Below are 24580 nucleotides of genomic sequence, written 5' to 3'. Positions count from 1 at the left end.
GATGTTAGGAAAACCGCTCCATGACCTAGGAAAAGTCACCAGCGGTTTCGCGTTGGGGAACCGTTATCAGAGCTCAAACCGCCAGACACGGCCTTAAACAGCATAAACCGCAGGATAATAGCGGGCCAAGCGGGATCCTTCGGGATCACAATATCATTTCTTATCATCTCTAACGCCAGTGACAAACGCTATTTTGCTAAAACGTCCCCTTTTTAAAATGTAACGCAGGTGGGAAGCGCTATTTTGTCGAAAACACTCATTCCGGCAGCCCAAAAAGCCCAATAAGGCTGCTCACTTGCGTTACAATTTCAAATCGTGCGTTTCGAGTGAAATAAGCTCTGTGGCTTGCGTTAGCCCACGTTTGCACTAGGTCTGCCCGGCAAAAAGGTATAAAAAGGCCGTCCCGATCACATCTGCGACGACGTTCGGGACGGCCCGTATTCAACTTAAAGCGTTATTTTCTAAGCTCGGCGCCGAATTCCGTCTCCAGCGCGGCGACGACGCGGCCGTGCAGCTCGCTCACTTCCTCGTCCGTCAGCGTGCGCTCCGGCGTGCGGTATACGAGCGAGAAAGCGACGCTCTTCTTCCCGCCGCCCAGCCGTTCGCCCGTATAAATGTCGAACACCTGGATCGATTCGAGCAGCTCGCCCGCTACCTCGCGTGCCTTCTCCTCCATCCGCCCGACCGGCACCGCCGTGTCGACGACAAGCGCCATATCGCGGCCGATCGCCGGGTAGCGCGGCAAAGGCTTGTAGGCAATGCGCTCGTCGGCCAGCTCGGTCAGGACGTCCAGCTCGACCTCGAACACGTACGTGTCGGCCAAATCCTTCTGCTGCTGCAGCGCCGGATGCAGCTGGCCGATGGTGCCGACGAGGCGGCGTTCGCCGCCGCTGGTTGCCACGATCCGCGCCGTCCGCCCCGGATGGTAGCCTTCCGGCTGCGCAGGCTCGTAGCTCAGCCCGCGAATGCCGAGATAGGCGGCAAGCGCTTCGAAGATGCCCTTCAAATCGTAGAAATCAACCTCGTCCGCCTTCCCGCTCCAATGCGTCTCGCTCCGCTTGCCGGCGAGCATCGCAGCCAAGAGCAGCTTCTCCTCCGGCTGCCTGGTGAGCGTCTCCTCCTGCGTCAGGAACACGCGGCCGATCTCGAACAGCGCTATATCGTCGTTATTCCGATTGCGGTTGTACACGGCCGCATCGATCAGATGCGGGATCAGGCTCGTGCGCAGCACGCTGCGCTCTTCGCTCATCGGCATCGAGAGGGCGACCGGCTTCGCATCGCCGTATGCGCCAGTGAATGCGGCGATCTGCTCCGGATGCGTGAACGAATACGTGATCGCTTCATGCAGCCCGCTGCCTGTCAGCAGCGCGCGCGTCAAGCGGCGGACCCGCTGCCCCTTCGTCAACGCGCCGGGCGTCGTCACGCCATGCATCAGCGTCGTCGGGATGTTGTCATAGCCATAGAGGCGCGCTACTTCCTCGATCAGATCGACCTGGCGCGTAATATCCCCGCGGCGGCCCGGCACATGCACGAGCAGCCCGTCCTGCTCCAGCGTCTCGACCTGGAACCCGAGCCGCGCGAAGATGTCCGTCACTTCCTGCACCGACAGCTTCGTGCCGAGATAATCGTTGATGCGGCCGACCGTCAGCTCGATGCGCACCGGCTCATGCTGCCCCGCTGCCGCTTCCACGACGCCTTCGGCAACCTGACCGCCGGCCAGCTCTGCCATCAGCGCCGCCGCCCGGTTCAGCGCCGGAATGACCGCCTCCGGGTTCACTTCCTTCTCGAACCGCAGCGAAGCTTCCGAGCGCAGGCCGAGCTGGCGCGACGTCCGGCGCACCGTGCCGCCATCGAACTTGGCCGATTCCAGCAGAATGCGGGTCGTCTCCGCCGTCACTTCGGACTCCGCTCCGCCCATGACGCCGGCGAGGCCGAGCGGCTTCGTGCCGTCGGTGACGAGCAGCATATGCGGCTCCAGCTTACGCTCGATATCGTCCAGCGTGACAAGCGTTTCGCCCGGCTTCGCCAGGCGCACGTCGATATGGCCGTTCGCCACCTTGTCGGCGTCGTAAGCGTGCAGCGGCTGCCCGTATTCCAGCATCACATAGTTGGTAATGTCGACGATGTTGTTGATCGGGCGAATGCCCGCCGCCATCAGCCGGTTCTGCATCCACTGCGGGGACGGGCCGATCCGCACCCCTTCGATCAGCCGCGCGGCAAAGCGAGAACAGTGCTCCTTCGCCGTAATTTCCACGGAGATGCGGTCGGCCGCCTTGACCGGCGCCCCGCTGCCGAGAGTCTCCGCCTTCACGTCCGGCAGCGTGACCTCATGCCCGAGAATGGCGCTGACTTCATAAGCGACCCCTAGCATGCTCAGGCAGTCGGAGCGGTTCGGCGTCAGGTCCAGCTCCAGCACGGCGTCGTCGATCGCCAGCACCTCGAGAATGCTCGTGCCGACCGCCAGGCTCGGCTCCAGCACCATAATGCCCTCCTGCTGCTCCTTCGGCAGCAGCTTGTCGTTCAAGCCAAGCTCCTTCGCCGAGCAGATCATGCCCTGCGATTCCACGCCGCGCAGCTTCGCCCGCTTGATCGCCAGCCCTCCGGGCAGCTTCGCGCCGACGAGCGCTACGGGCACCTTTTGCCCGGCCGCTACGTTCTTCGCCCCGCAGACGATTTGCAAATCCTCGCCCTGCCCCGCATCCACGATGCAGACGCTCAGCTTGTCGGCGTCCGGATGCTTCTCGCGGGCCTTGACATAGCCGACCACGACGCCGGAGACGCCCTGGTTGCGGTTTTCGACGATATCCACCTCGATGCCGCTGCGCGTCAGCTTCTCCGCCAGCTCCTGCGGCGATTCCTCCAATGCGTTCACATAGCTTTTCAGCCATTGATACGATACTTTCATCGCACGCTCGCTCCCCTCTTCTTATAGATGCACGAACTGCTTCAGGAAGCGCAGATCGTTCGTATAGAAATGACGAATATCCTCGATATCGTACTTGAGCATCGCCACCCGCTCGACACCGAGACCGAAGGCGAAGCCGCTGTATTCCTGCGGATCGTAACCTGCCATCTCGAGCACGCGCGGATGCACCATGCCGGACCCGAGAATCTCCAGCCAGCCGGTCTGCTTGCACACCCGGCAGCCGCTGCCGCCGCACATCGCGCACGTCACGTCGACCTCCGCGCTCGGCTCGGTGAACGGGAAGAAGCTCGGCCGCATCCGGATTTGCGTCTGCTTGCCGAACAGCTCCTGCACGAACTGAAGCAGCGTTCCCTTCAGATCGCTCATGCGGATATTGCGGTCGATCACGAGCCCCTCGATCTGGGTGAACAGATGGGAGTGCGTCGCGTCGTCGTCATCGCGCCGGTACACCTTGCCGGGGCAAATGATTTTGACCGGCACCTGGCCTTTCATTTTCTCCATCGTGCGCACCTGGACGGGGGACGTGTGCGTGCGCATGAGGAGCTCGTCCGTGATGTAGAAGGAGTCCTGCATATCCCTTGCCGGATGGTTCTTCGGCAGGTTGAGCGCCTCGAAGTTGTAATAATCCTGCTCGACCTCCGGCCCTTCGGCGACCGTATAGCCCATGCCGATGAAGATGTCCTCGATCTCTTCGATGACCTTGCTGATCGGATGCACCGCCCCGCGGGCCGCCGGACGGCCCGGCAGCGTCACGTCGATCGTCTCGGCCGCCAGCCGCGCTTCGGTCTCCGCCTTTTGGAAGCCGGTCTGCTTCTCCTCGATCACAGCCTCGATCGCGCCGCGCACCTCGTTGGCCGCCTGGCCGATGATCGGTCGCTCCTCTGCGCTTAAAGCCCCCATGCCCCGCAATATTTCCGTCAGGCGGCCTTTTTTGCCCAAATACTTCACTCTCAGATCGTTCAGCTGCTGCTGATTCTCAACGCGCGAGAGCTCCCCCAGCGCTTCTTCCTTCAACGCCAGCAATCGTTCTCTCATGATTCCGGCCTCCTTCGCTTCTCGTTTTTGCATGTTGCGCCAATGGGCGCCGCCCGCACCGGGCCCTCCCGCCCGGACAGGCCCTTTCGCTTCGCTGCCGACAAGCTACCGCACACCGACAACCGTTCCCTTCTCCGCAAAAGCAAAAAGGCTTCTCCATCCCCGAAAAGGGACGGAAAAGCCGTGGTACCACCCTTGTTAGAAGCTGCCTCGGAAGCCGCCGGCCGCACTGCCTGCCATGATTACGGGACGGGCATGCTGCCGAAACAAACACTTGCGGTGACGCAAACTTCTCGCTTCGTTGCTGTAACGGACCGGAAACGATGTTCCGCCGGTTCCCTCTACTGGCCGGCCGGTTCAGCCGCGCGTTCAAAGGACTGCTCGGGAGTGAATTTCGGCAGCCTGATTCTTCGGACACGCTCTCAATCTCCGGCGTCTCCTCCCTGTGAAGAAGCACTGCTTACTTGTCTCCGTCAATGCATTTGTGCGCTTTGCGGTTTTGACAAGTATTATATGCAATTGCCGCCGCGGATGCAAGCCTGTTACTCTGAAAATAAATTTTCATTAATGATCTCGCCCTGCTCATTAAATAGGATCTCGAAAGGCTCTCCGCAAATATGAAGATTATTCAGAGCTGATCCATCTGTATAAGTTTCGGATATATAAATTTGATGTAAATGCCATCCGTTGAATCGGCGGCGGTGCATTGAGAGACTTGACAGGAATACTGAATCTCCCCGTAATGTTCGGGTCCATTCCAGCCCCGCTGATGTCTTTACCGACTTCATCGATGATTAAAACATCGATCCGATCCACATTGAGCCTGGGCATATTTTGCTTAGCTTCAACAAGGAATTCGCATTCTTTCTCGTAGAATTGCTCTACCGGAACAACATGAATTTGCGCGGTTTCCTCGTATGCATTTTCAATGATCGCTACCCCTAATTTTACCGGTGTGTTGCGAGCAATCATTTGTCCCGCTTCAGGAATCAAGATATCGAATACTTCAAAGCCCTGCGAATGAAGCGTCTCTGCCCCTTTATGCTTGCCCAGACCAATCGCCATCATTTTGAGCAATCCGCTTTCAACAGGCCCTTTGAAATCCGTATGCGGCTTCACTCTGGCGACTAATACTACCGCATCGGCCATAAATGCATTTTTATCAAAAAATAGCGGAATGCCGCCGGGGGTTCGCCCCACTTGCACAGTTTCCATAGAAGAAACGATCGGCGCCCCTACTGCGCTCTCTGTAATGCCATAATGGGCTAAAACCTCAGCCTGGCCCTCATCGGTAGCGCCGCCATGACTGCCCATGGCTGGAACGATAAAAGGCTCGCCGCCCAGCTTCTTTACCTCGGACACTACGCAAGCGACAATTTCTTTAATATTGGCAATGCCTCTGCTGCCTACAGCCACAGCTACTCTCTGACCGGGATTGATTTTTGTCCTGATTGCTTCGCCGGGCAAACTGACCGGAGATCTCCTTTGTCGAGATTCTTGATGTAACTAGTTACATTTAACTGAAACCAGGTTTGCTGTCAATATCCCCTTTGTAACCTAAGACGAGCGGCTGCGCTCTCGGGGGCCATTTTCCGGTTACAGAAAGCCGCGCTCCGCTTTTATCATTTTATGCGAAGTTGATTTTCTGCAAACAAGGCACACAAGCGCCGATCCCGGCAATATGCGCCATGGTTTAAGGCCCCGGCCGGTTGCGCCTCTAGAGACTGGCGATGCTCCCGGCAGCGCAGCCGCGGAGAAGGTCAGCTTCCCGGGCCGAGCCTGATCCAGCTGTCCCACTCATGCACGCTGTAGCCGCGGTAGGACGGGCGCGAGCCGTACGTTTCGGCGACGCGGGCAAGATCGCCGTTCATTCGTGTTGTGCCGTGATAATAATAGCTTTCCTGCAGCTGGCCGGTGTCCGCCGTATCGACACCAATGATGACCGGCACCCCTGCCCGGTCGGCTTCGTCCAACTCGGTCCGGACGGAATCCGCCACGTCCTTCGCGCTGGTGCGGTAGGCCATCAACGTCACCTCGTCCACCCGGCGGATCAGCCAGTCCGACAACGTCGTCCGGCCGCCGTACCCGTCCCGGACGCTAAAATGCTCCAGCCATACCGGCATATCGATGCCGACTTTGAGTGCGCCGGTCGACCTGACCTCTTGGGCGAAGCCGCTGACCGTATCCATCCACAGTCCGATAATCCGATCGGAGTCGGAAGACCATTCGGGAAGAACATAAGGCTCGACGTCCAGATGGATTCCGGCAAACCGTTCTTCCGGCGCGACCTGGCTATTGTAGCCCGTCACCCAATAAATAAAATCGTACAGCTTGCCGTTATGCTCCGGCAGCACCCAATTCGGCGCGCCTCCGAGCGCCTGCACCTCGATGCCGAGCGCCCCGGCCTCGCGAATAAAACGGCTGTAATAGGCTTGCGGATAATCGCGGTCGATGCACAAATACACGAGATTGACGCCTCGTTCGGACAGAGCCTGCAGCGTCCCCTCCGGATCTTCGCCAATCACGTACGGGTTCCACATCCACGTGCCGACGACAGGCCGCTCTGCGGCTTCGGCCGTTCCGTATGGCCCGGAAGGCGCAAGCGCCTGGCCGGCAAGAAAACATCCGAGAATGACGGCTTTGGCCCAGCGGCCGGGCCGGAAAAAATTGCGCTTGTTGCTGTTCACGATTTCTCTCCTTTGCGGTAAAAATGTTGAAGCTTGGCGAAAGGCAGGCCTGGCCGCTCCCAGACGGGCGTCGCGCTCCCCGCAATCGCTGGGGGAGTGCAGACCGCCGGTGGCGTGCTCCGCATGATCCGAGCCGAACGCCGCCGACCGCTTCGGGCTCCGGATGACCCGAGCGGAACGCCGCCGATCGAGAGCCCCGCATGACCCCAGCCGATTGCCGCCAACCGCTTCGGGCTCCGGATGACCCGAGCGGAACGCCGCCGGTCGAGAGCCCCGCATGACCCCAGCCGATTGCCGCCGACCGCTTCGGGCTCCGGATGGCCCAAGCGGAACGCCGCCGGTCGAGAGCCCCGCATGACCCCAGCCGATTGCCGCCGACCGCTTCGGGCTCCGGATGACCCGAGCGGAACGCGGCTTGGCTTGCAAGCGTCCTGCCCCGGCATTCAAGCGATCTCGCCATAGCGCTTTCGCCGGCCTGTTCGCAATCTCGGGGCATGCCTGCTGCCCTCCTATACAGTTCGCGGCAAATTCAGGAAATGAGTCCCCGCTGAGCGAAATCGGCCCCCCGATTTCCCGCAAGCCAATGGGGGCAAAAACCGGATCTTTTGGCGATCGGTCATAAAATCCGCCAAAACGTGGAATGGTAATAATGCGACATCATGCCATTCTTAACGTTGGAGGAATTATGATGGGATGGAACGAGGACAAGCTGAGGGAAGCCGCGCACAAGCTTGCGCTGGAGCATCAGCCGCGCGAAAAACGAATTTCGCCGGCAGCTTTATGGAGCAGGGTGGAGCCGGAGATCGCACAGCTGCGTTCCTTCGTGAGAGAATTGAACGAGCATCGCGGCATCTGCGCCCAGCCTGCTGAGGAATGGCTTCTCGATCATTCCGAATTTATCGAGACCGAGGCGCTCGACATCCGCGAGGAAATCGCCCACCTGCGGCTGAAAGCACTTCCCGCGACCGGCAGGGACGGGCAGCTTCGCATCTCGTCGATCTGCAAGTCGTATTTGGAGCAAACCGACGGCGTGCTGGACGAGGAGACGTTCGCCATCTATCTCGCCGCCTACCAGGAGGTGGCGGTGCTGACCATTGCGGAATCGTGGCATATTCCCTTGTTTATGAAAATCGAGCTGATCCGCCGGCTGACGGCAATCATGGAGCCGGTGAAGGAACGCCGCGCGGTATGCGACCTTGTGGAGCGGGTGCTCTCAGGCATTCCGACAGCCGAGCTGACCCCGGAGCGGCTGAAGCTGGCACTGGAAGACGCCCATGTGGAGTTGCCGTTATCCGGAGCGATGATCGTCCACCTCGTCAAGCATCTGCGGGAGCACGCCGAGGATTCGGCCCATCTCGGCGAATGGCTCGTCTGCAAGCTGGACAACGGGCCGGAAAGCCTGGACTCGATTCTTTCCTACGATTACCAGCTGCAGGCCGAATACCAGGTCAGCGCAGGCAATGCGATCGGCAGCCTGCGCAAGCTGGCCCGCCTCTCCTGGAGCGAGTTGTTCGAGCGGATCAACGCGGTGGAGCAAGCGCTCCGCGAGGAGCAGGCGGGCGATTATCCGCGGCTCGATGCCGCCAGCCGTCATACGCTGCGCAGCCGGGTGGAGAAGCTGGCCCGGCGGATGAAGGTGCCCGAGAAGCTGGTCGCCTCGCAAGCGGTGCGGCTGGCCGATGCGCGCTTCGCCGAGGCTGGCGGCCGGGACGGCCAGGGCGGCGAGGACGGCCGGAGCGGGGGCGATTCCGCCGTGCCGCCGCGGGACGCGTACGCAGCCTATTATTTGCTCGAAGGAAAGGGGCTCAAGGCGCTTCATCGGGCGCTGAAAGAGTGCGGCAAAGCCGGGATGCTGCCCGAAGCCGGAATCAAGCGGCGGGCGACCGGCATTTACTTTCAGCTGCTGACGCTGGCCTCGGCGTTGGCGCTCGCCGGCCTGTCCGCGTGGGGCGTCGGGAACGGCCCCGTTACTCCGCTAGGCTGGGCGCTCGCGCTGCTGCTACTGGCGGTACCGGCCAGCGAATGGGGCGTGACCGCGCTGCATTGGCTGGTGGAGCGGGCCAAGCGGCCCACGCGGCTGCTGAGGTACGATTTTTCCAAGGGCGTTCCCGAAGAAGCGGCCACGATGGTCGTCATTCCGGTCATCTGGTCGCGCGTCGAAGAGGTGAAAAGCGCCGCCGAGCGGCTGGAGCTGCACCATTTGGCGAACCGCGACCCCAATATCCATTTCGCCATCCTGAGCGATTACCGCGATGCCGATGCGGAGCGGATGCCGGAGGACGAGGCGCTGCTCGCCGCCGCCAAGGCCGAGATCGAACGGCTGAACCGGGATTGCCCGCTCAGCACGTTCCATCTGTTTCACCGCAGCAGGCGATGGAATCCGTCCGAGAACGTCTGGATGGGCTGGGAGCGCAAAAGGGGCAAGCTGGTCGAGTTCGTCCGGCTGCTGCAAGGCAGTCGGGACACCAGCTACAGCACCGTCGTCGGCGATTCCTCGGTTCTGGAACGCATCCGCTATGTCATTACGCTGGATGCGGATACGCAGCTGCCATTGGAAAGCGCCCATCGGATGATCGGCGCTATTCATCTCCCGTACAACCGGCCGCGGCTGAACGCCAGCGGCACCCGGGTCGTCGAAGGCTACGGCGTGCTGCAGCCGCGCATCGGGATGACGTACGAAAGCGCGCAGCGGTCGAGGCTGTCCGCCTTGTGGGCCTCCGAGCCGGGCCTCGACCCTTACGCCTTCGCGGTATCGGACCCGTATCAGGATGCGATGGGCCAAGGCATTTTTACCGGAAAAGGCATCTTCGACGTGGAGACGTTCGGCCGCGTGCTCGGCAACCGGTTCCCGGAAAATCGGGTGCTCAGCCACGATTTGCTGGAGGGCGGCTATTTGCGGGCCGGATTTTTGTCGGACATCGAGCTGATCGACGAGCACCCGTCCACGTTCCTGTCGCATCAGAAGCGGCTGCACCGCTGGACCCGCGGCGACTGGCAGCTGCTGCCGTGGCTCGCCCGCCGCTGCCGCGACGGCCGCAATGAGCTCGTGCCGACCGATCTGACCCTGCTCACCCGCTGGCAGATCGTGGACAATCTGCGGCGCAGCCTGCTGCAGCCCGCGCTGCTCGCTATTTTGCTGCTGGCCGCGCCGGCGCTACCCGGCTCCCCGCTGCGCTGGTACGGGGTTGCGCTGCTGACGCTGCTGCTGCCGCTCCTGCGCCAGCTTGCCAACGTCCGCGGCGTCGTCCGCCGGCCGGAAAGCCTGCTTGCCGCAGGCGGACAAGCGATCGTCGCGTTCGTCACGCTCCCGTTTCAAAGCGCGATGCTGCTGGACGCCATCGGCCGCACGCTGTACCGTCTGAGCGTATCGAAGCGCAAGCTGCTCGAATGGGTGAATCAGGCCGAGGTCGAGCGATTAAGCGCCCGCAAAGGCGCCCCTCCCCTCGCCGGCCTGTACGGCGGCAGCGCCTTTACCTTCCTGATGGCGCTGGGCGCTGTGACGAGCGGCCGGGCCGCGGTGGCCGCGACCGGCCTCCTCATGGCCGCGCTCTGGAGCGCGGCGCCGCTTCTCGTTCGCTGGCTCGATCGCGCGCCGGTCCGCGAGCCGAAGACATGGACGCCGGAAGAAAGCGAGGAGCTTTTCCGGCTGGCGCGCGACATCTGGTCGTTCTACGAGGATTTCGTGACTCCCCGCGACCACTGGCTGCCGCCGGACAACGTCCAGATCGAGCCTGACAGGGGTATCGCGCACCGCACCTCGCCGACCAATATCGGGATGTACTTGACGTGCGTCCTGGCTGCCAGAGACTTCGGCTTCATCGATACGGCCGAACTGGTCGAGCGGCTGGAGCGGACGGTGGACACGATCGAACGGATGGAAAAATGGGAGGGCCATCTCTACAACTGGTACGATACGGAAACGCTGGAGCCGCTGCCGCCCGTTTACGTGTCTACGGTGGACTCGGGCAACCTGGTCGCCTGCCTGCTGACCGTGAAGGAAGGCTTGCTCGAATGGGTGCGGGCTGCCCGGGACGGAAGCGGAGAGCGGCCCCGTTCGCACGCCCCCGCACGACAGACTGAGCGGGCGTTCGATGTCGCTTTCGCCGATGAGCTCGGCACGGGTTCCGGCTTCGGCTCGGGGTCCGGTCCTGGCTCCGGCTCGGATTCGGGTTCTGGCTCGGGCTTGGGGTCCGGCTCCAGCTTCGGCTCGGGTTCCGGCTTCGGCTCGGCGTCCGGTTTCGGTTCCGGCTTCGGCACGGGCACGAGTTCCGACTCCAGCACGGGTTCCGACTCCAGCACGGGTTCCGACTCCAGATCCGGTTTCGGCTCGGCGTCCGGTTCGGGCCTGTCCCGCGATCTCATCGCCCGCGGCACGAGGCTGGCCGCCCGCATCGACGCGCTGGCCCGGGCGACCGACTTCCGGCCGCTGTACGATCCGAAGGCGAACCTGCTCTCGCTCGGCTACCATGTGAGGCAGGGAGCGAAGGATGCGGTGCTCTACGATCTGCTCGCCTCCGAGGCGCGGCAGGCCAGCTTTGTCGCCATCGCCCTGGGGCAAGTGTCGGTATCGCACTGGAACGCGCTCGGAAGGACGCTGACCAAGAACGGCAGAAGGCCGGTGCTGCTCTCCTGGTCCGGCACGATGTTCGAATATTTGATGCCGTGGCTGCTTATGAAGACGTACCGCCGCACGCTGTGGGACAGCACATATCGGGCCGTCGTCGAGCGGCAGATCGAATATGCGCGGCAACGGGATGTGCCGTTCGGCATTTCCGAGTCCGGCTATTTCGCATTCGACTACCAGATGAATTACCAATACCGGGCATTCGGCGTGCCCGGTCTCGGGTTTAAGCGGGGGCTCGAGCAGGATCTCGTGCTTGCGCCCTACGCCACGATCATGGCCCTGCCATACGCCTTCCGGGAAGGCCTGATGGCGCTGAGGGAGATGGAACGGCTGGGCGGGCGGGGCCGGTACGGCTATTACGAGGCGATCGATTTCACGCCGCGCCGCATGCCGAAAGGCCGCAGGCATATGGTCGTCCGCAGCTTCATGGCCCATCATCAGGGGATGAGCCTGCTGACGCTCGCCAATCTGCTGCTGCCGCGCCCGATGTACGACCGGTTCCATCGCAACAAGGAGGTGCAGGCAGCCGAGCTTCTGCTGCAGGAGCGCATCCCCCGCCGGCCGCGATGGATCAAGCATCCGGCGATGTACCGCGCCGCCCCGGACAACGGCGCCGCCGTGCGCGGCACCGTCGCGGTGCGGGAGTTCGCCTCCCCCCATACCGCGACGCCGGAGGTGTGCCTGCTGTCCAACGGGCGCTTCCTGACGATGGTCACGGCCAGCGGCGGCGGCTATGCCGGCTGGGAAGGGCTGCTCGTCTCCAGATGGCGGGAGGAGCCGGTGAAGGACAACTGGGGAAGCGCCGTCTATATTCGCGACGTGCTGGCCGACCGGCTCTGGTCCGCCGCATACCATCCGTGCCGGGCGGAGCCGCTGGAGCAGCGGATCGCCTTCGAGCAGGGCAAAGCGGTTTTCGAACGGAAGGACGGCGCCGTGGCAACGCGCATGGAAATATGCGTCTCCCCGGAAGCCGACGCGGAGGTGCGCCGGATCACGCTGAAAAATACGGGCGGCGAGCCGAAGGTGCTCGAGGTGACGACCTTCGTCGAGCTGGCGCTCGCCAGCCCCATCGCCGACGAGGCGCATCCGGCGTTCAGCAAGCTGTTCATCCGCACCGCATACGACGAAGGGAGCGGTTGCCTTGTCGCCGGCCGGCGGAAACGGGAAGCGAAGGACCGGGAGTTGTGGGCCGCCCACCTGCTGGTCGCGGAAGATCACGCCCTCGGCCCCGCGGAGTTCGAGACCGACCGGGCCGCCTTCGTCGGGCGCGGGCATACGCTTGCCGAGCCGCAAGCAATCCGCGCGCGACTGCAGGGCAAAACCGGCTCCGTCGCCGACCCTGCCTTCGTCATGCGGCGGCGAATTCAGCTGGAGCCCGGCGAGCAGGTATCGCTCTATGCGGTGACGTCGGCGGCCGAATCGCGGGAAGACGCGGTGAACATCGCCGCCAGGCTGGCCGGCGCGCAAGCCGCGGAGCGGAGCTTCCAGATGGCCTGGACCCGCAGCCAGATCGAGCTGCGCAATCTGCAGCTCGCTCCGGCGGAAGCGGCCGCTTTCCAGCGGCTCGCCGGCCAGGTGCTGTATACGCCGCCGCTCCGCAATGAGCGCAGGCTGCACATCGCCGGCAACGCGAAGGGGCAGTCCGGCCTCTGGTCATTCGGCGTATCGGGCGACAGGCCGATCGTCCTCGCGCACATCGACAACCGCAGCCATATGCCGTTCATGATCAAGCTGCTGACCGGGCATGAATATTTGCGCAGGCTCGGCCTTCGATTCGATCTCGTCGTGCTCAGCCGATCGGACGGCGGATACCAGCAGGAGCTGCAGGATGCGCTCCGGCAAGCGGTCGAGCATGGCGTCGACCGGTTCGGCGCCGGGCCTGCCGATATTCATGTCATCCCGGACGACCGGCTGAGCGCGGACGACCGGACGCTGCTGGTCGCCGCGGCGCGGGTGACGCTGCGCGCCGGCGGCCCCAGCCTTGCCGGCCAGCTGCGGCTGCCGCGGCGCATGGCCGGACCGCCGCTGCCCGGGCCGCTGCTAAGAGCGCCCGAAGCGGCTGCGGCCGGCGCCCCGGAAGCTGCGGCGAACGCTAAAGCCGCGCGACCCGCGGCAGTTCCGCGGCCGACCCGGGAGCCGGCGCTCGCTGCCAAGGACACGCTGTTCTATAACGGCTGGGGCGGGTTCTCGCCGGACGGCGCAAGCTATCGCATCGCCGTCCGGGACGGCAAGCATTTGCCGGCCCCCTGGAGCAACGTTCTGGCCAACCCCGGCTTCGGCACGCTCGTCACCGAGCTCGGCACAGGGTACACGTTCTGGAGAAACAGCCGGGAGTGCAAGCTGACGCCGTGGTCGAACGATCCGGTGCTCGATCCCCCGGGCGAGCTGGCCTATTTGCGGGACGAGGAGTCGGGCGAGGTATGGACGGCCGCGCCCGGCGCCGGCAAGCATGCGGAGCCTTATCTGGTCACGCACGGCCGCGGCTTTACCTCGTTCAAGCACGAGCGCGGAGGCATCCGGCATACGATGACCGTATTCGTCCCGCTGGAGGACCCGGTGAAAATCATGCGGCTGCGCCTGCAAAACAACTCGTCCGAGAGCCGGACGCTTTCGGTCACTTATTACGCCGAATGGGTCATCGGCGTGCAGCGGCAGGCGAACGCGCCGTTTATCGTCAGCGAATGGGACGAGTCCGCAGCGCTGCTGACCGCGCAGAACCGCTATCAGGAGACGTTCCGGGAAGCGACCGCGTTCCTCGGCGTCTTCCCGCAGCAGGACGGCGCATCCGGCAGCGTGTCGTGGACGTCGGACCAGGCCGAATTTATCGGCCGCAACGGCAGCCCGGAGCGCCCCGCGGCGCTGAAGCGCAGCCGCCTGTCCGGGCGGACGGGCGCGCACTACGCGAGCTGCGGCGCGGTCCAGCGCAGGCTGAGCCTACGGCCCGGCGAAGAGACGGAGGTCATCGTCCTGCTCGGCTGCGCTTCATCCCGCTCCGCAGCGGCGGACCTTGCGCGGCGTTACCGGGACGCGGCCCGGTGCGACGAAGCGTGGCTGGAAATGACCCGCTTCTGGGAGCGGACGCTGGGCCAGATCGCCGTCGATACGCCGTCTGTCGAGACGAACCTGCTGCTGAACGGCTGGCTGCTGTACCAGACGCTGGCTTGCCGGATGTGGGCCCGCTCCGCCTTCTATCAGGCGGGAGGCGCCTACGGCTTCCGCGATCAGCTGCAGGATGCGCTGGCCATGCTGCACGCGGCGCCGGAGCTGGCCAGGAAGCAGATTCTCATTCACGCCGCGCATCAATACGAAGAAGGCGACGTGCAGCATTGGTGGCACGAGGAGACGGATCGCGGCATCAGGACGCTTTTCTCCGACGATCTGCTGTGGCTGCCCTACGCCGCCGCCCGCTATGCGGAGCATACGGGAGACGACGCCTTGTTCGCGGAGGAAGCTCCTTATTTGACCAGCGAGCCGCTGAAGGAAGGCGAGCACGAGCGCTACGAAGCGACGGTGCGCTCCGGCCGCAGCGGCAGCGTCTACGAGCACTGCGTGCGCGCCATCGACAAGGCGCTTGAGCGGATCGGCGAGCACGGCCTGCCGCTGATCGGCGTCGGCGACTGGAACGACGGCATGAACCTGGTCGGCGCCGAAGGGCACGGCGAGAGCGTCTGGCTGGCCTGGTTCCTGTGCGAGGTGATGCGGCGCTTCGAGCCGATCTGCAGCGAGCGGGGCGACGCCGCGAGGGCAGCGCGATACCGGCAGATGCGGGAGCGGCTGGCCGAGGCCGTCCAGGAGCATGCCTGGGATGGCGAATGGTACCGCCGGGCCTATACGGATGCCGGCACATGGCTCGGCTCCATCCACAACGAAGAATGCCGCATCGACGCGATCGCCCAGTCGTGGTCGGTCATCTCCGGGGCCGCGCCGAAGGAGCGCGCCCTGCGGGCGATGCAGTCGTTCGACCGCGAGCTGGTGGACCGCGAGCTGTCGATCGCCAAGCTGCTGACGCCGGCGTTCGACCGCAGCGACCCGAGCCCCGGATATATTCAAGGATATCCGCCGGGCATCCGGGAGAACGGCGCGCAGTATACGCACGGGGTCATCTGGAGCATCGTGGCCTGGTGCAAGCTCGGACAAGGCGACAAAGCGTTCGAGCTGTTCCACCGGCTGAACCCGATTACCCATACGCGAACGGACCAGGAAGTGCGGCAATATGTCGGAGAGCCTTATGTGATGGCTGCGGATGTGTATTCCTCGGAGCCTCACCGCGGCCATGCCGGGTGGACATGGTATACCGGAGCTGCCGGCTGGATGTACCAAAGCGGCATCGAGTGGCTGCTCGGGCTGCAAAAGCGCGGTAACCGGCTATATCTCGCTCCGTGCGTCCCTTCCGATTGGCCCGGCTTCGAGGCGGTTTACCGGTACGGCAATACGACTTACCGGCTTACCTTCAGCAGAATTCCCGAAGCGACAGACGGAGCCAAGCTGCTGCAAGCCGGTCCGGACACGTTCATCGAGCTGCGCGACGACGGCGGCGAGCATCGCATCGCGATTGCGTTATAACAGGCAAATGACGAGGCTGTCCCCATGCAGGTCCAACTGCGCAAGGGGCAGCCTCGTTTCGCTTCTGCCAAAGCAAGCTTGACAATCGCGCGGGCCGCGTAATTGCCGCGGTGAGCCAAAGCTTCGTTCGTGCGGATTCAAGGAGCCTTATATTGACACAGGAAGAAAATTCATATATTTTCAGAATGTAGTTCGCTCCGAAAACTACATTTTAAGTTAAATAATGGATCAAACTCGAAGGAGCGCATTTTATAGAACGGCGAAGCGAAAACATAGGGAGGATCGTTTGTGAATTATTTTAAAATTGACCTGATGAGACTACTAACAAGCAGACAAGTTATAGCCGTAGTTATACTGCTGCTTGCGATTGCAATCATCGATCCGATTACAGTATCGTTGCACTTTTCCAAAGATATCGATTCGGCAAAGACAATCGGGCAAAATCCGTTTCAGTTTTGGATGTTAATGAATTCCGTAAGCTGGGAAATAACTTATACAATATGATGTTCTGGATTCTTGCCGCATTGCTTACGGGTTTAGTCTATCTTGAAAATTTGGCGGTATACGCCGACAAAATTTCAATACCGCAGGTGACGACCGATGACGACAGGAATCGCTCGTCATAGGCGTCTATTATCAGGATAAACAGACCTCAATGTATATGTATCAAATCATCCGAAAAGATAAAAAAACGTATTTGCTCTCGAAGTTTTTATCAACGGGCTTGCTATCGTTTGGCTTCGTGCTGGTCATTTTAGAAATGAATATTTTGATGACCTATATGTTATTTCCTGATACAACGGTTATGACAGAGTATTACTATAGATTAGTTCCGCATGAAGGAAGCTTTGTATATCAAGCGTTTTCATCACATCCTATGTACATGGTTCAAATCTATACGTTTTTGAACGCTCTCGCCATGTCATTATTTGTTGTGTTTTCACTTTGCATCAATATGTTGTTTCATTTTTCCAACAAATATGCTGCGCTATTAATTCCGGTCATTGTGCTATACGGCATTCACTTTATTTTCGATTCATTTCCAGCCCTTTTTGCCTATAACATCCGAATGATTCTTCAGCCTAGGGCGGTCAGTGCGTTAACGACGATCATCACTTGGGAAGATGTATTTGTCGTCATTGGAGGATGGATATTCGTGAACCTGGTACTCATAGGTGTCATCTTTTTTAGATCGAGAGATTGTTATGAATAAACGAATGAAAAGGAACGTATTTTTATCATCATCGTTCTCGTTCAAATCTGTCTATTGCTGAAGCTGACGAAATCAAGCGTTTATATGATCATGGGGGGCATTTCCATCTTTTTAGCGATGATCAGCCACTACCAGAGCTCTTCGTTTTTTTATATCCTGCCTCAGTTCAGTAGTCCTGCCATGACGCTGCTCAATGTGATGGTCAATATTGCCATCGCTCTACTACTCGTTGTGAAAGCAGAGCATAAATTAATCGTAATGACATCGCACAACAAGGAAGATATTCAGCTGTTATGTGACCGCACGTTTACGATTTCCGACGGGAAAGTGATGCTTGAAGACCGATGATGACAGCCCGGAGCCGAAGAAGCGGATGGCAAAGCGCGTGAAGGAAGGCGTTCATGCCTTTCTTCGCAACCCAGCTCCATATACATCGCTACAGTTCGCTACAGTTATATTTTAATCCTCCCTGGAAATAATGGATAGAAGCAACAAGGAAAGGGAAGGAATTGCCTTGACATCCATCAAACCGCCAGGCAACGAGCTTGCTCGCAGTTCCAAACAGCCTGATCCGATCTCTTCAAGCTTAACGGAAAACCTGCGCCGGATCGAGTCGATTTATTCCGCCTGCGATGACTTGACCATCCTTCCTTGGCGATACGGCCCGGATCTGGAGCATACCGCATTCTCCGTCTATTTCGAGACGCTCGTACAGCAAAAAGAATTCAATTACATGAAAAAATCGCTGCAAGACCTGGTCACGCACGAAGTGGGACCGGGGACGACGATTTCGCCAGAGTCCGTGATGGCCTTTTTCGAGCACAACGGCGTCTCTGCGCAATCCCACCAGCTTGTCGACAATTTTGAACAAGTCGTTGACAACGTAGCGGACGGTCATCTCCTTATTTTTTTCAACCACTGGGACAAAGCGCTCAGCTATAAAGCGGCTCGCCTTGAAACAAGACAGGTGACGGAAGCGGTTTCGGAACCGGTTGTCAAAGGACCGCGCGAAGGAACCGTTGAACATTTGGACAAAAACATCGGGATGCTTCGGTCACGCTTGAAATCGCCCCGGTTTAAAATTGTAACGTTCTCGATTAAGGGAGAGACGAACACCAAGGTTGCATACGGTTATTTGGACGGAATCGTCAACACCGATATGCTCGCGGAATTTCAAAGGCGCATCGGCAAGCTGGAGGAAGGGGAAATCCTGGAGACGTCCTATATTGAGGAGTTGATTGAGGACTCCACCTACTCTCCTTTCCCTCAGTTCCGGTACACCGAACGCCCCGATACGGCTGTCGCCGCCCTGTTGGACGGCAAAATTATCGTGCTGGCAGACGGGAGCGGATCGATCATGATCTGTCCCGGTTTATTCGTTGAGTTTTTGCAATCGAGCGAAGATTACTACCAGCGAACCGTCTATTCGAGCCTTATCCGTTTTCTGAGAATCATCGCTTGTCTGATAGCCTTATTGCTGCCCAGTATTTACATTGCTTTATCCACCTTTCACCCGGAGTTGATTCCAACCATCTTGCTGCTGACCATTATCGACACCCGGGAAGGAATTCCTTTCCCGGCGATCATCGAAGCAGTCGTCATGGAATTTTTCTTCGAGCTGCTGCGGGAAGCCGGGATTCGGCTGCCGCGCCCCGTCGGCGGTGCCGTCAGCATCGTCGGAGCGTTGGTCATAGGGGAATCGGCCATGCGCGCAGGCATCGCTTCGCCGATGATGATTATTATCGTGGCCTTGACCGGCATCGCCTCCTTTTCTTTGCCGCAGTACAATTTTGCCATTGCGCTGCGCGTTTTGCGATTTCCGCTGATGCTGTCGGCGGCACTATTGGGGGGATACGGTTTAATGATCGCCTTGATCTTGATCTGGCTGCATTTGATCAATTTGCGGGTATTGGGACAACCTTATTTATCCCCTGTCGGTCCGTTCAGACCGAAGCAGTGGCGGGACGTGATCGTTCGAGCTCCGCTGAAAACGTTGTTTCAATCTCTCCGATATCCTTCTGTGCGCAAGCGGACAAATCAGTTAAGGCGGCTCGCCGGGAAAGAATGATGACATTGAAAAAACAGATCTGGATAGCCTTCTGTTCCTTGCCCCTATTCCTGTTGACCGGCTGTTGGGATAGTTTGGAATTGCACGAGAGGTCGTTTGTGATGGGGATCGCCCTGGATGAAACGGAAGACGACAAGCTGCAGTTAACAGCGCAGATATACAAACCGGCCCCAGGCGGTGCCCAAAGCAACCAATGCGGGCAAAAAAGCTACGTCAATATCCCTATTGTTGAAAACACCGTGTCCGAAGCCGTGCGGAAAATTCCTATTCATCTCGGCCGCAAAGCCCATTGGGGCCATCTGCGCACCATTCTGATCGGCGAGAAGCTGGCGAGAGAAAAAGGGGTGGGAGAAATCCTCGAATTTTTTTATCGGGATCATGAACCCCGAATTACATCGTCTGTGATGATCGCCAAAGGGAAAGCCGCCGACTGCCTGGATCAACAACCGCTGATGGAATTAACGACAGGACAGCAGCTGCTGCAAAATGAACGGGCGGCGAATAGGTACTCGCAACGAACACTGGAAATCAACCTGCTGAAGCTGGCCAAGCAGGCAAGAAGCGAATTAGGCAACACGATGCTCCCTTATGCTTTCATCGCCCGGAAGGATGCGGAAACCTCCGCGAGCGTAGCCGGGTTAGCCCTGTTGAAGGCCGGCAAACTGGTCGGCAGCTTAAGCAGCGAGCATGTTGATCGATTGAAAATGATCCGGGATGAATTCGACAACGGGATGATCCAGGTTCCCTGCCCAACGCAGCCCGACAAAATGGAGGTGGTTGAAGTCATCTCCTCCACATCGACATTAACGCCTGTGATCAAAGGCGATGCGTTGAAGGTCAGCGTATTAACCAAAATGGACATCGCTCTGCAGGAGCTCAGCTGCTCCAGGACAGACGATCCGGAGAAGGAGAAAAAATTCGCAAAGCATTTCGAGCAGTTCCTGGAAAAGGAGTTGCAAAAAACGGTCGCCCAGCTCAAAAAGGAAAAGTTTGACGGGCTCGACCTGGGGAACAAACTGTATGCAAAAGATCCGGCTTTATGGAAACGGTGGAAGAACAGCTGGGAGCGGCGTTTTGTCGACAGCGAGTTTGATTTCCATGTGAAAATCCGCATGATCAGCAGCGGAACGACAAGAGGAAAACCGATGCTCAGCAAATAACGATAAATATCGATTCGCAGGCCGCGGCATGATGAACGAGGAAGAGGAGGGGTTAAGCAGAGGATGGCGTTCGTTGTGACCCTGCTGATCATATATGCTGCCATTCTGGCTCATGATATTCCGAAATTGAAGGAACGGAAAGGCAGAACCGTGCTCGTTTACACCCTTTTGATGATGGTTTCGTTGTATCAGAGCGCGATGCTTGTATTCGATCTGGAATGGCCGTTCGTACATACACTCTTCGAAACCGTGTTCGGAAGGCCGGCCGGCCAGATCAAGGAATTTCTGAAAGTCTCCTCTTGATGGATAAGTACAGGGTATATGAGGTGCATTTCGTGAAAAATCAATAACCCATCAGTGCGGGCCAAATGATCGCTTTGTTTTTTACTTTTACGACAGGGTCTGCTGCCCTTACCTCGCCGGGGCCGTTAATCGGATTTGCCCGGAACGGAGCGTGGCTGTCCCTTTTGATTTCCCTCGCAGGCGGAGCGGTGCTTTTGGCCTGCGTGCTGTTTTTATACCGGAAATTTCCGCATTTGAACCTGATCGAATACAGCCGGCAATTGCTCGGGAAATGGGTCACACTGATTTTGGCCATTCCCTTTATATTCGTACAGCTGTACAGTACATCCGGCATCGTATTGGATGTCGGCTTGTTTATGACCACTTCGATGATGCGGCAAACGCCGCTGTATATTTTTAATCTGCTGATGTTTTTCGTTGTTGCGCTGACGGCTCGTTCCGGTATCGAAAAGTTCGCCCGGATGTTTGGCGTCATCATCATGAGCGTCGTCTTCTTTATTATGGTCATTGTCGTTATCGGGAGCGCGAATTACGAGTTTGACGGTCTGCGTCCCGTACTGCCGGACGGGTTCAAACCGGTTCTGATGGGCTCCTATTTTTTCTTCGGGGTTCCGATTACCGAGCTGATTCTTTTTGCGTTGCTGCTGCCTTACGTGCGCCGGGACGAAACTCGCCTTTTGACGAAGGGGATGTTCCTTTCTCTGGTCGCCGAGCATGTGACCATCATTGCGGTCACGCTCAGCACACTCCTGACGTTCGGGCCGATTGCCGGCGATCGGACTTACCCGATGTTTGAGGTGGCCCGCACAATCGGGTCGATTCAAGGAATCGAGTCGCTCATGGGCTACTCGCTGATCATCACTTCCTACATGAAAGATGTGATCTCCTTATACATTCTGAATATCACGATCACCCATCTGTTCAGATTGCCGGACAATCGTATTCTGATTTTTCCGCTCGCACTCATCGGCTTTTTATTTTCTTTGATCCAAATCTCTCTGGGTCAAGCCCGATGGGTCAGCGCCATTACGGTCATCGAACCATTATGGAAGGCTTTCGCCTACGTGCTGCCGGTTCTCATCCTTACGGCGGCTGCGGTGCTAAGAAAAAACAGGATAGCGAGATAACGCCCTGCCCCTGTCCGCTTAGGCCAAATAAGGAGCGAAGGAGCGTGCCTTGACACCGGATGCCGATTCCAGAAATGTTTTGGCAAAGCGGCAAAGTTCTGGCGGCAGATGCCAGCGAACCGGCCCTCCTGGCCCGCTTCGTCGGGCAGCGTGCTCGCTCGCGTCCAGATGCAGGCCTCTTTCGCGCCAGCCGTCTTCCCCCCGTCCGTGCACCCTTCTGATCCGACGGGATAACGACCATAGACGCCAACGCGAGAGCGATAGGCCGCCCGGCTTGCGCTGCGCGAACCGCGGCCGCCGCTTGCTGCTGCCGGCTTCCCCGGCACGCCGCCTGCGTGCATCCGCCAGCGTCCACGCCTGCCGCTAGCGAAACGCCAGGCAACGGTCGAGCCAGCGCTCGACCAGCTCCGGGCAGGAGCCAAAATGAAGATGCGTGTAGCCTGCCACCACATTATGAAGCAGGCAGCCCTCCGGCTGAACGCCGCCGCGTCCCGTCGTCTCGTACGCGTAAGGCAAGGCTCGCTCGCCCGGAACATACTTCGAATAATGGAACTCGTGACCGCGGGCGCGGCAGCCGGGAGGCAGCAAATAATTGCCGGCGGCCCCGGCGATTTCGCGGTAGCCGAGCGCCGCCAGCCGCGGCTGCATGACGACATGCCCGGGAATGAGCCCGGCCATCGGGAAGCGGCGGCCCTCCCTGTCGACGATCGCCTCGGTTAATGCCATGAAGCCGCCGCATTCGGCCAGCACCGGCATGCCACTCATGGCGGCTGAGCGCATCGAGGCCATGAAGGCTTCGGCTTCGCTCAGCCGGCCGGCGAATTCCTCGGGGAAGCCGCCGCCGATGTACACGCCGTCCGCCTGCTGCGGCAGCGGCTCCCCTCCGAGCGGCGAGAAGAACACCAGCCGCGCTCCGTACGCCTCGAGCAGCTCCAGATTTTCCGGGTAATAAAAGTTGAACGCGGCGTCCCGGGCAACCGCAATCGTCGCGCTCCGCCGCGGCGCTTTCGGCGCAAACAGCGAAGCAGCGGGCCGCACCGGCGCGGACTCGGACAGCGCAAGCAGCCGGTCCAGGTCCGTCGTCTGCGCAATAAGCCGCGCCAGCTCCGCGAAGAAGCCGTTCAGGTCGCCCCGCTCGATCGACGGAACGAGTCCGAGATGCCGCTCCGGCACCCGGATGCCGTCCTCCCGCTTCAGCCAGCCGACGACAGGGATGCCGCATTCCTGCTCAATCGCCTCCCGCACCATGCGGTAATGGCCTTCGCTGCCGACCCGGTTGGCGAAGACGGCGGCGATGTTCGCCCGCGGCTCCAGCAGCTGGAACCCTTTGACGATGGCGGCAGCGCTGCGGGCGACGCTGCGGCAATCGACGACGAGCAGCACCGGCGAGTCCAGCAGCATGCCGATATCCGCGGTGCTGCCTTCGTTTGCGGCCGAGTCCTTGCCGTCATAGAAGCCCATCACGCCTTCGATGACGGAGATGTCGGCATCGCCTGCAGCGCGGGCGAAAATTTCCTTCACGGCGTCGCGGGGCAGCATCCAGCTGTCGAGATTGCGCGAAGGGCGGCCTGTAACCGCCGTATGATAAGACGGATCGATATAATCCGGCCCGCATTTGAAGCCTTGGACGCGAAGGCCGCGCGAGCGCAGCGCGGCCATCAGCCCGAGCGTCACGGTCGTCTTGCCGGCCCCGCTTCCGGTTCCCGCGACGACAAGCTTGCGGACCGAACGCCTGGTTCGATCGGCGTTGTTCATGGATAAGCGCCTCCCTGGTCCGAATCCGGGGAAGTCCCCCGAAGGAAGTCCACCCGGCCCGGATTCCATAGAAAAGCATCTTCTGCAACAGAAGATGCCGGTCAAAGCCATATTATCACGCCCGCTGCGGCGTGTCCACCAGGAGCGCGGCCTGCTGCCGCTGTGCCGTCGAAAGCGGGGAGCAGGCGCGGCGGGCGGCGGGACATTTCGCCGCATGATGGCGTGGCCTCGCCGCTGCCCGTCAATCCTTCACCGAACCCTGCATCAGGCCGGCGATGAACTGGCGGCTGAACATCGCGAACACGACGATCAGCGGCACCGTGGCCATCAGCGTAGCGGCCATAACCATCGAATAGTCGGTGCTGTACACGCCGTTCATGGAGGCGATCAGCATCTGCAGCGTGAACTTCTGCTGCACCGAAATGACGACGAGCGGCCACAAATAATCGTTCCACGACTGCAGGAACGTGATGATGCCGAGCGTCGCCAGCGCCGGGCGCAAAATCGGCAGCGATACGCGCCAGTACAGATCAAACGAATTGCAGCCGTCGATCCGGCCGGCGTTGATCAATTCGTCGTGGATGACCGTCTGGGAGTATTGTCTCATCCAAAAAATCCCAAACGCATTGGCTGCGCCGGGAATGATCAGCGCCTTCAGCTCGTTGATCCAGCCCAGCTTCTGCATCAGAATAAACTGCGGGATGAGGCCGAGCTGCTGCGGAACCATCATCGTCGCCAGCAGGAAGAAGAACAGAAAATGTTTGGCGGGAAAGCTGAACTTCGCGAAGGCGAAGCCCGCCAGCGAGCAGAAGAACAGCACGATCGCCGTATGCAGCCCCGCCACAATCAGGCTGTTGGCGAACGACTGGAAGAAGCCGACGTTGTCCAGCACCTTCCCGATGTTCACCCAGAGCTGGTCGCCGGGCACGAGCCGCGGCGGAAAGCGGAACATGTCCGCCGTCGTCGCCGTCGACATCACGAACAGCCAATAGAAAGGAAACAGCGACAAAACAGCGCCGACCGTCATGCCGATGTGAGCCAGCGCGGAACCGATCCTGCTGCCGGAGCGGCCGGTCGCCGTCCAGGCCGCTGCCGGACGGGCCGATAGCTTGCCGGATT

At 60.0% G+C, this 24580-nt stretch carries 13 protein-coding genes; 7 read left to right on the top strand and 6 right to left on the bottom strand.

Features of this window, described 5'->3' with window-relative positions; all coding sequences use genetic code 11:
• Positions 1–454: 454 nt before the first annotated feature.
• The 4 genes from pheT to F591_RS27780 form a co-directional block, all read right to left on the bottom strand.
• A complete protein-coding gene (gene pheT / locus F591_RS0110165; protein ID WP_019534492.1) occupies positions 455–2905 on the bottom strand; it encodes a phenylalanine--tRNA ligase subunit beta in 2451 nt (816 codons plus the stop codon).
• Positions 2906–2926: 21 nt separating this feature from the next.
• On the bottom strand, positions 2927–3961 hold the full coding sequence (pheS, locus tag F591_RS0110160) for a phenylalanine--tRNA ligase subunit alpha (protein WP_019534491.1): 1035 nt from the start codon (positions 3959–3961) through the stop codon (positions 2927–2929).
• A 624-nt stretch (positions 3962–4585) separates the two neighbouring features.
• Complete coding sequence (locus tag F591_RS27785; RefSeq protein WP_019534490.1) at positions 4586–5428, bottom strand: lactate racemase domain-containing protein; 843 nt, start codon at positions 5426–5428, stop codon at positions 4586–4588.
• Between the two features lie 293 nt (positions 5429–5721).
• Positions 5722–6648: a hypothetical protein gene (locus F591_RS27780; RefSeq protein WP_019534489.1), complete on the bottom strand. Its 927-nt coding sequence runs from the start codon at positions 6646–6648 to the stop codon at positions 5722–5724.
• Positions 6649–7336: 688 nt separating this feature from the next.
• Between F591_RS27780 and F591_RS32755 the strand changes: the two genes are divergently transcribed.
• From F591_RS32755 to F591_RS0110105, 7 genes are all read left to right on the top strand, one after another.
• On the top strand, positions 7337–15835 hold the full coding sequence (locus tag F591_RS32755; RefSeq protein ID WP_019534487.1) for a glycoside hydrolase family 94 protein: 8499 nt from the start codon (positions 7337–7339) through the stop codon (positions 15833–15835).
• 655 nt (positions 15836–16490) lie between these two features.
• Complete coding sequence (locus tag F591_RS0110130) at positions 16491–17048, top strand: hypothetical protein (RefSeq protein WP_019534485.1); 558 nt, start codon at positions 16491–16493, stop codon at positions 17046–17048.
• Between the two features lie 90 nt (positions 17049–17138).
• Positions 17139–17396: a hypothetical protein gene (locus F591_RS32260; protein ID WP_211217571.1), complete on the top strand. Its 258-nt coding sequence runs from the start codon at positions 17139–17141 to the stop codon at positions 17394–17396.
• 130 nt (positions 17397–17526) lie between these two features.
• Positions 17527–19116 carry a spore germination protein gene (locus F591_RS0110120; protein WP_019534483.1) on the top strand — a complete coding sequence of 530 codons (1590 nt, stop codon included), beginning with the start codon at positions 17527–17529 and terminating at the stop codon, positions 19114–19116.
• Positions 19113–20276 carry a Ger(x)C family spore germination protein gene (locus tag F591_RS0110115; RefSeq protein ID WP_156829512.1) on the top strand — a complete coding sequence of 388 codons (1164 nt, stop codon included), beginning with the start codon at positions 19113–19115 and terminating at the stop codon, positions 20274–20276. The genes F591_RS0110120 and F591_RS0110115 overlap by 4 nt, the downstream gene beginning before the upstream one ends.
• Before the next feature lie 63 nt (positions 20277–20339).
• Positions 20340–20579: a hypothetical protein gene (locus F591_RS0110110; protein ID WP_019534481.1), complete on the top strand. Its 240-nt coding sequence runs from the start codon at positions 20340–20342 to the stop codon at positions 20577–20579.
• Between the two features lie 50 nt (positions 20580–20629).
• On the top strand, positions 20630–21706 hold the full coding sequence (locus F591_RS0110105; RefSeq protein WP_026326509.1) for a GerAB/ArcD/ProY family transporter: 1077 nt from the start codon (positions 20630–20632) through the stop codon (positions 21704–21706).
• 363 nt (positions 21707–22069) lie between these two features.
• Here the strand turns inward: F591_RS0110105 and F591_RS0110100 are convergent, their stop codons facing one another.
• Positions 22070–23461: a cobyrinic acid a,c-diamide synthase CobB gene (locus F591_RS0110100; RefSeq protein WP_019534479.1), complete on the bottom strand. Its 1392-nt coding sequence runs from the start codon at positions 23459–23461 to the stop codon at positions 22070–22072.
• 241 nt (positions 23462–23702) lie between these two features.
• Positions 23703–24488, bottom strand: a complete 786-nt coding sequence (locus F591_RS0110095) for a carbohydrate ABC transporter permease (RefSeq protein ID WP_245581017.1) — start codon at positions 24486–24488, stop codon at positions 23703–23705.
• Positions 24489–24580 lie beyond the last annotated feature (92 nt).

Origin of the sequence: Paenibacillus ginsengihumi DSM 21568, from assembly GCF_000380965.1 — a bacterium.
Classification (GTDB): Bacteria; Bacillota; Bacilli; order Paenibacillales; family NBRC-103111; genus Paenibacillus_G; species Paenibacillus_G ginsengihumi.
Note: the sequence above shows the minus strand (reverse complement) of the source record. Positions and strands in the feature narration are given on the sequence as shown.